Annotated in this window: 10 protein-coding genes; 7 read left to right on the plus strand and 3 right to left on the minus strand. The window is 75.4% G+C overall.

Annotated elements, in window-relative coordinates; translation table 11 throughout:
• The first annotated feature begins 20 nt into the window (after window positions 1-20).
• The 5 genes from ACSMX9_RS17450 to ACSMX9_RS17470 all read left to right on the plus strand — a co-directional run bounded on the left by ACSMX9_RS17450 (window position 21) and on the right by ACSMX9_RS17470 (window position 6,983).
• Window positions 21-242, plus strand: coding sequence for a hypothetical protein (locus ACSMX9_RS17450; protein ID WP_445395020.1), 222 nt, complete (start codon window positions 21-23; stop codon window positions 240-242).
• Window positions 243-394: 152 nt separating this feature from the next.
• Window positions 395-1,237 carry a hypothetical protein gene (locus tag ACSMX9_RS17455; protein WP_445395021.1) on the plus strand — a complete coding sequence of 281 codons (843 nt, stop codon included), beginning with the start codon at window positions 395-397 and terminating at the stop codon, window positions 1,235-1,237.
• Complete coding sequence (locus ACSMX9_RS17460; protein WP_445395022.1) at window positions 1,234-3,483, plus strand: bifunctional serine/threonine-protein kinase/ABC transporter substrate-binding protein; 2,250 nt, start codon at window positions 1,234-1,236, stop codon at window positions 3,481-3,483. The genes ACSMX9_RS17455 and ACSMX9_RS17460 overlap by 4 nt, the downstream gene beginning before the upstream one ends.
• A gap of 55 nt (window positions 3,484-3,538) precedes the next feature.
• Window positions 3,539-5,704 (plus strand): bifunctional serine/threonine-protein kinase/ABC transporter substrate-binding protein, encoded by a 2,166-nt coding sequence (locus ACSMX9_RS17465; protein ID WP_445395023.1) that lies wholly within the window; start codon window positions 3,539-3,541, stop codon window positions 5,702-5,704.
• 163 nt (window positions 5,705-5,867) lie between these two features.
• Window positions 5,868-6,983 carry an ADP-ribosylglycohydrolase family protein gene (locus ACSMX9_RS17470; RefSeq protein WP_445395024.1) on the plus strand — a complete coding sequence of 372 codons (1,116 nt, stop codon included), beginning with the start codon at window positions 5,868-5,870 and terminating at the stop codon, window positions 6,981-6,983.
• 166 nt (window positions 6,984-7,149) lie between these two features.
• On the opposite strand, the gene ACSMX9_RS17475 is transcribed toward ACSMX9_RS17470, so the two are convergent.
• The 3 genes from ACSMX9_RS17475 to ACSMX9_RS17485 form a co-directional block, all read right to left on the minus strand.
• A complete protein-coding gene (locus ACSMX9_RS17475) occupies window positions 7,150-7,359 on the minus strand; it encodes a DUF397 domain-containing protein (RefSeq protein ID WP_351245466.1) in 210 nt (69 codons plus the stop codon).
• Window positions 7,360-7,832: 473 nt separating this feature from the next.
• Window positions 7,833-8,690, minus strand: coding sequence for a helix-turn-helix domain-containing protein (locus tag ACSMX9_RS17480; RefSeq protein WP_351245464.1), 858 nt, complete (start codon window positions 8,688-8,690; stop codon window positions 7,833-7,835).
• Between the two features lie 363 nt (window positions 8,691-9,053).
• Window positions 9,054-9,794 (minus strand): GOLPH3/VPS74 family protein, encoded by a 741-nt coding sequence (locus ACSMX9_RS17485; RefSeq protein WP_445395025.1) that lies wholly within the window; start codon window positions 9,792-9,794, stop codon window positions 9,054-9,056.
• Between the two features lie 344 nt (window positions 9,795-10,138).
• Here ACSMX9_RS17485 and ACSMX9_RS17490 point away from each other — a divergent pair, with 344 nt between their 5' ends.
• Window positions 10,139-12,487: a D-alanyl-D-alanine carboxypeptidase gene (locus ACSMX9_RS17490; protein ID WP_445395026.1), complete on the plus strand. Its 2,349-nt coding sequence runs from the start codon at window positions 10,139-10,141 to the stop codon at window positions 12,485-12,487.
• A gap of 181 nt (window positions 12,488-12,668) precedes the next feature.
• On the plus strand, window positions 12,669-13,025 hold the full coding sequence (locus tag ACSMX9_RS17495; RefSeq protein WP_445395027.1) for a hypothetical protein: 357 nt from the start codon (window positions 12,669-12,671) through the stop codon (window positions 13,023-13,025).
• Window positions 13,026-13,109 lie beyond the last annotated feature (84 nt).

Raw genomic sequence — 13,109 nt, forward strand, 5'->3', positions numbered from 1 at the left:
CGGACGACGGATCACGGGGGGTGACGAGCGTGCTGTTCCTGGCGAGCTTCTTCGGGGTGCTGGCGGCGATCGTAGGGGTGTTGGTCGTCGTCCTGCTGCGCCGGCCGTCCTCGACCACCGAGAACGTCGACGGCCTCCTCATCGAACAGCAGCGACGGATCCAGGCGTACGAGGACCGGCAGAACTACGGGCCCGGGGCCCGCAACCGTCCGCCGGGCTTGGGCGACTCCCACCGCCGGTAGCGCCCCGACCCGGCCCTGCACCGATGCCGGCGGGGCGGAACCAACGGCCCCGCGGAGCACGTCGCAGGGGGCGGGAAGCCACGGGCGGGTCACCGGCGCCGAGGTACGGACGGCGCGGCGGGCCCGCCCACCCGGCTCGGGTGGGGAGACGGATGAGTGACGTGAAACGGGCGGGGGCCCTCGCCCGGACGGCGGGCGCCGCCGGGCTGTGCGCGGTGCTGCTCGCGGGATGCGGCGGCGGGGGAGGGGAGCGGTCGGACGGGAAGGACCCGGCGACCACCACCCCCACCGGGGCGCAGGGCGCCCCCCGCGGCGGCGGCGATCCCCCCGTCCCCGGACCCACCGGCTTCGACTTCGACCCCGACCCCGCGCGCGTCCCCCGCGACCGGGCCGCCGCCCTCGCCCTCGCCCGGGTGGTCGCGGCCGGACCCGAGGACCTCGGCCGCGACTACCGGCGGGCCACCCCGTACGAGAGCGGCCCCGCCGCCTGGAACGTGCTGGACGCCTCCTGCACCTGGCGCGGCGGCGCACTGCCCCGGGACGTCCTCGCCAGCTTCACCCGCCGCAGCCGCCTCCCCGCCGCCGACGGCAGGGGCACCCTCCGGGTCGCCGCGACGGTGACCGTGCACCGCACCGAGTCCAGCGCCGACTGGGAGATGGCGGAGACCCTCGAAGAGGCCCTGCGCTGCCCCGACCAACGGCTCGGCGGCAGCGAACGGATCACCGGCCTGATGTCCATGGGCGCGGGCTTCGGCGACGGCGCCAACCGCACCTCCGACGACACCCTGATGGAGGGCGGCCGGTTCCTCGACGAGCGCGTCGGCGGCGAGCCCGCCTACTACGCCTGGCACCAGGACCGCCTGGGCCCGGTCACCGTCGCCCTGGTCATCAAGGGCGCCGAGGGCTTCGAGGACCAGGAGCTGCGCCGCTCCGCCGCGCAGGTACTCGTCTACATGAAGGCACGGCTCACCGAGGCCCTGGGGGCCGGGGCATGACCGAACCCCTGCTCCCGAACGATCCGCCGGCCGTCGGCGGCCACCGACTGCTCGCCCGGCTCGGCGCCGGCGGCATGGGCGTCGTCTACCTCGCCCGCGCCGCGTCCGGGGCCCTCGCCGCGGTCAAGGTCATCCGGGCCGAGCACGCCGACAGCGAGGACTTCCGGGCCCGCTTCCGCCGCGAGGCGGACGCCGCCCGCCGGGTGGACAGCCCCTGGGCCGTCCCGGTGACCGGCGCCGACCTGGACGCCGAACAGCCCTGGCTGGCCACCGCCTTCGTGCCCGGGCCGCCGCTCCAGGAGGCGGTGGCGGCGTGCGGGCCGCTGCCCGTGCGCAGCGTGCGGTACCTCGCCGGGGCGCTGGCGAGCGCGCTGGGCGCGGTGCACGCCGCGGGCCTGGTGCACCGGGACGTCAAGCCCGGCAACGTCCTCCTCGCCGTCGACGGGCCCCGGCTCATAGACTTCGGCATCGCCCGCGCCGTGGACGGCACCGCGCTCACCTCCGCCGACCTCGTCATCGGCACCCCCGGCTTCCTCGCCCCCGAACAGGCCCGCGCCGACGGCACCGAACTCGGCCCGGCCAGCGACGTGTTCGCCCTCGGCTGTCTGCTCGCCTACGCCGCCACCGGACGGCCCCCGTTCGGTTCCGGCGCCGTCGACGCGCTGCTGTACCGCACCGTCCACGACGAACCCGACCTCGACGGCATCGCCGCCCCGGCCGCCGGACCCGGCCCGGAGTCCCGCCCCGACCCGCGCCTCGCCCTCGGCACCGAGCCCCGTGACGCACCGCGGGACGCCCCCGGACCGGCGCCCGGTCCGGCGGCCGCCGACCTGGTCGCCCTGCTGCGCCGCTGCCTCGCCAAGGACCCCGCCGAGCGCCCCACCGCGGCCGAGGTGGAGGCCGCCGTCGCCGAGGACGGGGCGCCGGGCCCCGCCGACTGGTTGCCGCCCCCGGTGGTGCGGCTGATCGCCGACCGTTCGGCGGCGATGCTCGCCCTGCCCGACATCGAGCCCACCCGGGTCGACGCGCCCCGGTCCGCCCCCGGCGGCCGGCGCCGTTTCCTGGCGTTCGCCGCCGGCGGCCTGGTCCTCGCCGGGGGCGGCGGAGCCGGCCTCTGGGCCTGGCGCCGGAACGGTTCCGCGGCGGACGGGCCCTCGGCCCGCCGCTGGACCCTCGGCCTCCAGGGCGACTTCTCGGGCCCCACCGCGCAGGTCGGCCGCGCCCAGGAACGCGCGGCCCGGTTGGCCGTGGAGCAGTACAACGCGCGGGGCCTGCGCTCCTTCGAGCTGACGTTGAGGACGAGCGACGACGCCGGCCGGCCGGAGCGGGCCGCGGCCGCGGCCCGCCGGCTCGTCGCCGACCGGGACGTCCTCGCCGTCATCGGCTCCAGCACCGACCGCACCTCGGACGCCGCGCTGACGGTGTACGAGGGCGCGACGGTCCCCGTGCTCACCGTCACCAACGGCCGCACCAGCCCCGAGCAGGGCCAGTCCCGGATGTTCCTGCGCGCCCGCCCCGCGCACGCCTACGCGGCGGCGCAGGTCGCGTACGCCCTGGCCGCCGCCGGACCGCGCCGGCCGGGCATCATCCAGGACCGGGCGGACGAGACCACGGCCTGGACGTACGCGGGGATGGCCGCCCACGCCTTCCGGCAACTGGGCCGCCCCGCCCACCCCCGGGTCGTGCCGGCCTCCCTCGGCGACGGCTTCGGGCCGGTCGTGGACGGAATGCTCGACGCGGGCGTCGACGCCTTCCTGTACTGCGGCCCGGCCGTCGGCGCGGCCCGACTGGCCCGCACCCTCGCCGCCCGCCGCTTCACCGGGCCCCGGTACGCCGCCGAGCCCGCCTTCGACCCCGCGTTCCCGCGCCGGGCCGGGGCCGCCGCCGAGGGCTGGCGGGTCGTCGCCGCCGCGATCGGCCCCGGCGCCCCCGGGACACGCCGGTTCGCCGACGCCCACCGGGCCCGGTTCGACGCGCCCCCCGGCCCCTGGGCGGCGGAGACCTACGACGCGGTGAACCTGGTGATCCGCGAACTGGAGCGGGCCGCCGACGGGGGCGCCCGCCCCGAACCGCGGTCCCTCAGCCGCCCGCTGCGCGAAGCGAGGTACGAGGGCGTCACCAAACCCCTGGTGTTCACGGCGGACACCGGCGAGTTCGACTCCCCCCGCGGCGTGCACCTCCACGAGGTCAGGAACGGCGCGTTCCACCACCTCGGCCCGGCCCCGACGAGTCCCCCGGGGAGCTGACCACGACGGAAGACCGGCCGGACGGGGGAACGACGGAGGGGAACGGAACGCGGACATGCGGGCGCTGACGGGGGCCGACCCCGGGGAGATCGGCGGATACCGGCTGCTGGCCCGCCTCGGCGCGGGCGGCATGGGCGTGGTGTACCTGGCCCGTTCCACCGGCGGCGCCCTGGTCGCCGTCAAGGCGATCCGTGCCGAGTACGCGGCGGACCCGGCGTTCCGGACCCGGTTCCGACGGGAGGTCGACAGCGCCCGCCGGCTGGCCAACCGGTTCGTGGTCCCGGTGGTCGCGGCCGACCCGGAGGCCCGCGAACCCTGGCTGGCCACCGCCTTCGTCCCCGGCCCCTCCCTCGCCGAAGCCCTCGCCGAGCGCGGTCCGTTCCCGCCGCACGCCGCCCGCGGCCTCGGCGCCCGGCTCGCGGCGGCGCTCACCGAGGTGCACGCCGTCGGCCTCGTCCACCGGGACGTCAAACCGGGCAACGTCCTGCTGGCCCTCGACGGGCCCCGACTCATCGACTTCGGCATTGCCCGCTCCCTGGGCGCCACCGCGCTCACCGCCACCGACGCGGTGGTCGGCACCGCCGGCTACCTGGCACCCGAACAGGCCCTGGCCCGCAGCGGCGAGGTCGGCCCGCCGAGCGACGTGTTCGCCCTGGGCTGCGTCCTCGCCCACGCGACCACCGGCCGCCGCCCGTTCGGCACCGGCCCGGCCCTCGCCGTCCTGGCCCGCACCGTGCAGGACCCGCCCGACCTCGCGGGCGTCGCCGCCGGCCCCTGGCGGGACCTCCTGGCCCGCTGCCTGGCCAAGGACCCCGCCCACCGGCCCACCGCCGCCGCCCTCGCCGTCGAACTGGGCCCGGTCCCCGACCGGGCGGGCGCCCCCGGGGACGACGCCTGGCTGCCGCCCGACCTGCCCGCGCTGATCGCCGAACGCTCCGCCCGGGTCCTCGACCTGCCCGAACCGCCGCCCACCACCGCTCCCGTGCCCGTGCCCGGCCCGCGCCGGCGGCGGTTCCTGTGGCTCGGCGGTGCCGGGGCACTGGCCGCCGGCACCACCGCCTACCTCGCCGCCCGGCCCGGTCCCGGCACCCCCCGGCGCCCGGCCGTCCCGGAGGTCACCATCGGCCTGCACGGCGACACCTCCGGCCCGGGCCGGGCCCGCGGCCTGGCCCAGGAACGCGGCGCCCGGCTCGCCGTCGCCGCGCACAACGCCCGCCCGGACCGGGCGCACACCCTCCGCCTCCTCAGCCGGGACGACGGCGGCGAACCGCGGCGCGCCCGCGAGGCGGCCCGCCGCTTCGTCGAGGACCCCCGGGTGTACGCCGTGCTCGGGCCGACCGGTGACGCGACGGCCGTCCCGGTGCTCCCCGGCTACGTGAAGGCGGGGCTGCCGCTGCTGACGGCATGGGTGACCGACGCCGCCCGCAGCGCGGCCGACGCCGCCCCCGGCACGCCCGACCACCCCGTGGTGCTGCTCAGCCCGCCCCCCGACAACCTGGCGGCACCCGTCCTGCACTGGCTCACCGCGGTACGGCCCGCCCGCCGCACCGCGCTGATCGACGACCGTGAGGCCGGTGACCGGAGCTACTCCCTGGTCAGGGCGGTGCGCCAGTTCCCGCCGACCGGGGGCACCGTCTCGGTGCACACCGTGGCGGCACGGGACGACGACTTCGGCCCCGCGGTGGCCGCCGCCCTGGCGGCCGGGGCGCAGGGCCTCGTCTACTGCGGCACCTCCCCGCAGCGGGCGGCGCGCTGCGCCCGGGCCCTGGCCGCCACCCGCTTCGACGGCGGCCGGGCCCTCACCCAACCCGCCGGCACCGCCGCGTTCCTGACCGCCGCGGGCCCGGCCGCCCGGGGGTGGGCCATCGCCTCCACGCTGGTCGACCCCCGGGGCCTGGACCGGGCCGCCGACTTCGTCGCCGCCCACCGGGAGCGGTACGGGGCGGGACCCGTCCCGCCCGGCGCCGCCGAGTCGTACGACGCCCTGGGCCTGGTCGCCCGCACCCTGGACGGTCTCCCCGTGCTCGACCGCGTCGCCCTGGCCCGCGCCCTGCGCACCCGGCCCTACCGCGGCGTCACCCGCACCTTCCGCTTCGCCGAGAACGGCGAGCTCGCCCCGGACGACGGCCTCTTCCTCTGGGTGGCCGAGGAGGGCCGCGCGCGCTTCCTGGGCCCCTTCCGGGAGGTGGACGCCACGCACGCCCGGGGTGACGGGAGGTGACCGCCCCTCGGGACGGCGTCGACCCCACCAGCCCCACCGACCCCGAAGCCTCACACGGTCCACACGTCTCCCGCACACCGCCGGTGACGCCGCCACCCCCACCCAACGGGTCCACTACAGTGCAGCGAGCCAGCAGCCCGGGCGGGGGCGGAAGGGAGCGTCGGTGAGCGCAGCGGCCACCGCGGTGTGGGGACGAGCCGAACAGCAGGACTACCGCAGTCGGGTGCGGGGCACCCTGCTCGGCCTCGCGATCGGGGACGCCCTGGGAGCACCCGTCGCCGCCCTCGACCTGGACGCCATCCGCGAGACGTACGGCGCGGCCGGCCTCACCGACCTCGGCACGGCCCACGGCCGGCGCGGGACGGTCACCGGGGCGACCCAGCTGACGCTCTTCACCGTGGACGGGCTGATCCGCGCCCAGGTGCGCCGGGACGTCGGCGTCTGGCACCCGCCGACCGACCTGCACCGGGCGTACCGGCGGTGGGCGGCGACCCAACGCGACTGGGGCCCCGACGAGCGCCGCCCCGACCTCGGTTGGCTCGCCCGGGAGGAGTGGCTGTACGCCCGGCGCGACCCGGCCCGTTCCCTGATCGTGGGCTTCGGCGACGAGACCATGGGCACCCTCGACGCACCGAAGAACCCGGACGAGAAGGGGTGCGAGGCCATGATCCGGTCGGCGCCGTTCGGGCTGCTGGTCGGCTGGGAGCCGCACCTCGTCGCCCAACTGGCCGTCGAGTGCGGGGCGCAGACGCACGGCCACCCCGAGGGCCACCTCGCGGCCGGCGCGTTCGCGGTGCTGGTGCACGGGCTGGCACGCGGCACGGGCCCCGACGCCGCGGTGCAGGAGGCGCTGGAGGCGATCGAACCGTGGGAGGGCCACGAGCCGGTCGCCGAAGCGCTCCAGCAGGCCGTGGACGCGGTACGGGGAGGGGCGCCGGGCCCGGAGCGGGTCGAGGAACTGCTCGGGGCGGGGGAGGCCACCGGGGTGTTGGGTGCCGCCCTGTACTGCGCCCTGGTCGGCGAGGACATCCGGCACGGGCTGACGCTCGCCGTCAACCACGGCGGGGACTCGGTGGGCGCCGGCGCGCTGACCGGTGCGCTGCTGGGCGCGCTGCACGGGGAGACGGCGCTGCCGCCGGCCTGGCTCGCCGCCCTGGAGGGCCGCCCCACGGTCCTGGTGCTGGCCGACGACTTCGCGATGGAGATGACCCAGGCGCCGTCCCTGCACGGCCCCGCGGCCTCTTCCCCGGAGTGGCTGGCCCGCTACCCGCGGGAGTGACCCGGGGCCGTCCCGCGCGGGGTTCCCGGGAACGGACCGAGCCCCCTCGGCCGGGACGGCGGGCCAGTCGAGAGGGCTCTTCGGGCGACCGGTGAGGGTCGCCCACGTCGTACGGGTGCGGCGGACCGGGCGAGGGGATCGCACGGCGCGCCGCGACGGGCGGGCATCAGCCCCGGTCGAGCCCGCCCCCGTGCACCCCGGCCACGAAGGACGTCCAGGACTCGGGGGCGAGCGCGAGCGCGGGTCCCCCGGCGACCTTGGAGTCACGGACGTTGATGGTGTGCGCAAGCGGGGACTTGACCTCGATGCACGCGCCGTTGCCCGTGGAGTGGGAGGACTTGACCCACGTACGCGTAGAGCCCTGCTGGATTGCCATGTTCGCTCCGGATTTTGCCAGTTGCCATTCGGTCGTGTGGCGAGCGCGTCCGTTGGCCGGGGCCCCGGCGGTCGCCGCCCCGGGAGACCGGCCCGGTGACGGCGGACGGTTTCCACGAAGGCGCGAGTGACGCTACTCGTCAACTCCGGCTCATGGCCGCGCTATTCACTCGACAGGATGGGAAATGGCATTCAAGGGTTCCGCGACTTCTGGCCGAGGTGTATTATTCGCCAATTTTTTCGATGGCGGGTAATTCCCCGCATTACCGGGGCAGTTGGCGGCCGGCTCGCTCCGGACGAGGCTCGGGGCGGCGGGTGGACCGGCACCCGTCGGGCCTCCGGTGCCGACCCCGCGACCACCCGGAGGGACACCCCCGGACGATCAAGGAGACCCGTGACGCAGCGTACCTCCGTACGATCACTTCCGCTATCGTCGAGGCCACTTGGGCCGACGAGCCGACCGAAACCGTTCGTTCAGCGCGCGTACTCCTTCGCGATCTCGGAGATGAACTGACGCGACTGTTCGACGTTCAGCGCCTGGGCCCGCAAATGCTCGTACATCACGCTGTAGCGCTGCACGTCATGGGCCTTCTCCAGATAGAGGTCGCTCGTGACGCCCTCGATGTACACCACGCTGGAATCCGAGGCGTCGGGAAACTCCAGAATGGCGTACTGGCCGTTCAACCCCGGGTGCGCACCCATCTCGAACGGGATCACCTGCACCGTGACGTGCGGCAGCCGCGACTGCTCGACCAGGAACTCCAACTGCTCCCGCATCAGGTCCCGACCGCCCACCACCCGGCGCAGCGCCGCCTCGTCCAGCACGGTCCACAGCCGCAGGGGATTCTGCGCCGCGGAGATCCGCTCCTGCCGGCGCAACCGGACCAGCACCCGCTTGTCGATCTCGCCCAGCGCGGTCTCCGGAAGCGCACCCGAGATCAACGCCTCCGCGTACGGCCGGGTCTGGAGCAGACCCGGCACCACCTGGGGGTCGTACACCCGCAGCGAAGCCGCATCCGTCTCCAACCCGATGTACACGCTGTACGGGATGTCGCCGAACGAGTGCCACCACCCCTGCTGGCGCGAGTCCTTCGCCATCTGCATCAACGAGTCGACGACCCGGGCGTCCTCGACCTCGTACACCCCGCACAGGTCGCGCACGTCGCGCTGGCTGATGCTGCGCCGGCCGTTCTCCAACCTGCTGATCTTCGACTGGGAGACCAGCAGGCGTTCGGCCACCTCCTCGGCGGTCATGCCCTTCAGCTCCCGGAGCCGACGCAGCTCCTGGCCCAGACGTCGTCGCCTGACAGTGGGGTTGACATGGGACGCCATGGGCGTGCACCTCCGGCTCCGGGCCCGCGACCACTGGCTGCTGTCGCCGGCGACTATCCGTATCTGCTGTTCAGCAGACTGCCACCCGTCGGGGTGGCGGCGCTGGCAAACACCAGTCTTCCCGCGACCCCGTCGTCCGGCTCGCCGCCCGCGACCCCACCGCCCGGCCCGTCCCCGTCGACCGGTCGCACCGGCCGACCGCCGTCGCCGTCGTGGCCGCCCCGTCCGCCCACCGCGAGCACGCCGGCCCTCCTGACGACCCGCCACGGAGGCCCCGCGTGCGGGCACGACGATGCGGCGGGCCGGCGGTGCCCGTGCACCACCTGCCCGCCGCGAACGCGTCACCGGCCCGAACGGCCGGACTCAGTGCGCGGCGACCCGGGCCATCGGCCCGTGCTCCGCCGCCACCCCGGGCTCCGCCCGGGCCGCGGTCGGTCGGGGAGTCGCCCCTGCGGGCGACGCACCACGCCGCGGCACGGCACCCACCCCGTTCTGGACGTCCATGACGGCGTGCGCCACGAGTCCGCCCATCGGATCGTGCCGGATCAGGTCCCGCAGCCGGGACCGTGAGGAACGCCCCTCGTTCCCCGGATACAGGTGCTTGCCGAGCCCGACCGCATGGGCCAGGGCGGCGAGCGCCGCGGTCCGGGGGTCCGGCGGTACGCCGGTGCGGATCGCACTGTCCAGTCGGGCCCTGATTTCCCGACTGACCGCCGTGTCCGTCGCCTGGTAGCGCGTCGTCGGCAGCACCCCGCACATCTGACCGGCCACGGCATGCACCATGCCGCACCGTTCGAGGTGCGAGAGGTAGGTCTGGCGCAGCCCCAGTCGGGGCCCGCCTATCCAGTGGACGGCCCGCACCGGTGCGCCGCGCCTGCGCAGCAGTTCCAGTGCGGAGTCCAGCGTCGGATCTCCGGTCGGCCGTGGCACGACCACGGCGATACGATCCCCGTCCGGGGCTATGCGTCCGGCCAGCGCCAGCTCTACTAGCTGTGCTCCGGCCAGACCGAGGTCGAGCGACTGCGGCTGCGCCGTGGTACCCGTGGTCGGGTCCAGGGCGAGCAGCAGAAGCTCTTCCGGAAGTGTTCTGCGGCTCCTGCCCATCCATGCCTCCCCGCGTGGATGAATGACAGGGTGACCCCTCTCACATTGGTCTGTCGAGAGTGCGTGGTCGTTTTGTAGTGGAACCGATAGGTATGTCGTTCTCGTCTACCGCAGGGGGCGGGTCCGGAACCCAGCAGACTGGGGGGCGGCCGTAGACACCCCGGGTCGGGGTCGGGGCCTGCCGTGCGTTCCGTGGCGAGCGGATGCGGCCGGTTCCTCGGCCGAGTGGTTGGAAGCACGGCGTAGGAGGCACGGTGGCGGGCGAGTCCCCCGACAGGTCGGAGCAGCAGAACGCATCGGGAGACCCGGCGGACGTCTCGCCATCCCCCGCGTCTCCGACAACCATGACGGCACCCGGGCCCGGATCGGTTCCGGCGCCGTCACGCGAGCGGGGCGCCGCGCCCTCGCCGGACCGCACCCCGCGGTCGGGCGAGGACCCGAGCGGTGCGGACGACGCGAAGGGCGCGGAACGTGTCGACGAGGCCGACGAGGCCGCGGACGGCGGGGGCGCCGGGGGCGCGGAGGAGCCCGAGAAGGCCGCAGCGCCCGCCGAAGCCCTGGACGGCCCCAGGAAGGCCGCGGCCGGTTCCGCTTCGCCCTCGGGCCGGGAACGGGCCGAGAGCGCGGCGGAGGGCCCCACAGAGGGCCCTGAGAGGGCGCAGGAAGGGGACCGCGACCCCGACGACACCTCCGAGGCTCCCGAGGTGAGCCCAGGGAGCGGCCCGAAGCCGGATTCCGCTTCCGTGCCGTCCGCGGGTTCCGCCCGGCCCGCGACCCCGGACCCGGAGCGCCCGGAGCCGTCGGCGAAGGGGGACGGGCCGACGGAGGACGGCCCGGCCGTCGCCGTCGACCGGGACGACCCCGTGGACGGCGAGGGTGACCCCGCCACCGAGGAGCCCGCCGCTGCCCCTGCTGCCTCCGCCGATTCCGACTCCGACTGCGACGAGGAGACGGACGAAGCCGAGGAGCGTCCGGCCGTCGACCAGGCGACCGCGGTCTTCCGCACCACGACCGCACCCCGCGTCGACCAGCCCACCACGACCCTCGGCCTGGCCGCACGCCCGGCGGGGGAGTCCGGGAAGGCCGCCGGAACCGAGGACATACGCGAGGCCGACGGCGACGACCAGGGGCCGCCCGACCGGGACGACGCCGGGGCCCCAGCCGAACGGGCGCAGGAACGGACCAGCAAGTTCGTCGCCCTGAAGCCCTTGGACGAGCCGGCGTCCCCGCGCCGCCCCGCCGCCAAGCCGTCCTGGGCCGCCGGCGCCGACCGGCCCGAGGTTCCCGACCCGCGCACCGACTCCGGCCCCGGAACGGGGGCCACGGCCGCCCGCCCCGCCCCGGACGGCAGCGCGGGCGAGACCTCGGCGCTCCCGGCGGCGCAGCCCGAGCGGACCACCCAACAGCCGCTGCCGCCCAGGCCCCCGTTGGACCTCCTCGCCGAGCTGACCAACACCCCGCCGCCCCCGGAGACCCCACTGCGGACCGCGGTGCGCCGGGTCAAGATCTGGACCCCGTTGGTCCTCCTACTGGTGATCGTCTTCGCGGTCGCACAGTATCTGCGGCCCCTGCCGGAGCCGACGTTGACGCTCACCGCCGAACGGACGCACTCCTTCTCGGGGAAGGAGGTCTCCCTGCCGTGGCCGGCGGAGGGGCAGGGCTGGATGGACGTCAACGGCGTGGGCACCATGGACCGGTTCGGCGAGCAGAAGCCCGTGCCGATCGGTTCGGTCGCCAAGGCCATGACGGCGTACGTGATCCTCAAGGAGCACCCGATGAAGCCCGGCTCCGCCGGAGCGAAGATCCCGGTGGACCGCACGGCGGAGGAGGAGGGCCGGCTCGACTCCGTGGGCGAGTCGACGCTGAACACCCTCAAGGAGGGCGACGAGATCACCCAGCGGGACGCGATCGCCGCCATCATGATCCCGTCCGCGAACAACATCGCCCGTCTGCTGGCCCGCTGGGACTCCTCGGAGAAGGAGTTCGTCGAGAAGATGAACCGGGCCGCCGCGGACCTGGGCATGAAGAACACCACCTACACCGACCCCTCGGGGCTGAAGGAAGCGACCGTCAGCACCGCCGAGGACCAGGTGAAGCTGGGCAACGAACTGGTGCGGATGAAGGCCCTCACGGACATCACCCGGCTCCCGGAGTGGACCGACCAGACCGGTAAGAAGTGGATGAACTACAACCGCCTGGTGCCCTTCGACGGAGCCATCGGCATCAAGACCGGCACCACCACCAAGGCCGGCGGCAACCTGCTCTTCGCCGGGACCAAGGAGGTCGGCGGGGAGACGGCGATCGTGGTCGGCGCCATCCTCGGCCAGCACCGACCGCCGATCATCGACACCGTCAACGCGGTCAGCAAGACGGCCATGATCGCCGCTCAGGGCGAGGTCGAGGCCGAGACCATCCTGAAGAAGGGCACGGTGGTCGGCCACGTGGACGACGGCCTCGGCACCCGCACCCCGGTCGTCGTCACCGAGGACGTGTCGGCGGTCGGCTTCGCCGGGCACACGGTCCGTCTGGAACTCGACGCGGGCGACGGCCTGGCGCACGAGGCCCCGGCCGGCACCCGGGTCGGCACCCTGAAGGTCGGCGACGGCTCCACCGGCGCGGTGTCGGTCCCGGTCGCCCTCCAGAACGCCAAGACCGAGCCGGGCTTCGGCGCGAAGGTCGGCCGCCTGGGCTGACCCCTCCCGCGCCCCGGACCCACCACGCCGCACGGACGGGGCGCTGGTGACGTTTGTCCACTCCCGTAGCGAAACAAGGCTCCTGACCGACCATCACCGATTCCGGTCTACGTATCCCCATAACGCCCGAGAAATGCAACAATCCTGAACATCCGAAAATACGCACGGAAGGACACGTAGCGTGACTACGCACCGGCGCACCACCCAGGGACTCACCGCGATCAGCGCCCTCCTCGCCGCAGCGGCCCTCTACGCCGCGTACCAGGGCCACTGGCTGCCGGCCGGAGCGATCGCGTACACGACCGTGCTCCTCACCTGGTGTGCGAGCCGAGAACGGGCCCGCCATCAACGCACCCGCGCCGAACGCGAACACGCACGCCAGAGCGGCGCCCACCCCTTCGCCTCCCCGGCCCCGCTGGACCCCTGCTGTCTCCTCTGGCACCACTCGGCCGCCGTCCACAACCCCCAGTGCACCCGCCCCGCCGCCGCCCGCCCGGCCCTCCACGAAGCGAACGCGACGCGCCACCGCGCGGCCTAAACGCATGCCGATCTCCGACTACGGAGCGTGATCGAGGTGTGGCGGGTGGGAACCCGGGACCCTGATGGAGAGCGCCCGGGCGGC

It is taken from the genome of Streptomyces sp. LE64, from assembly GCF_052606915.1.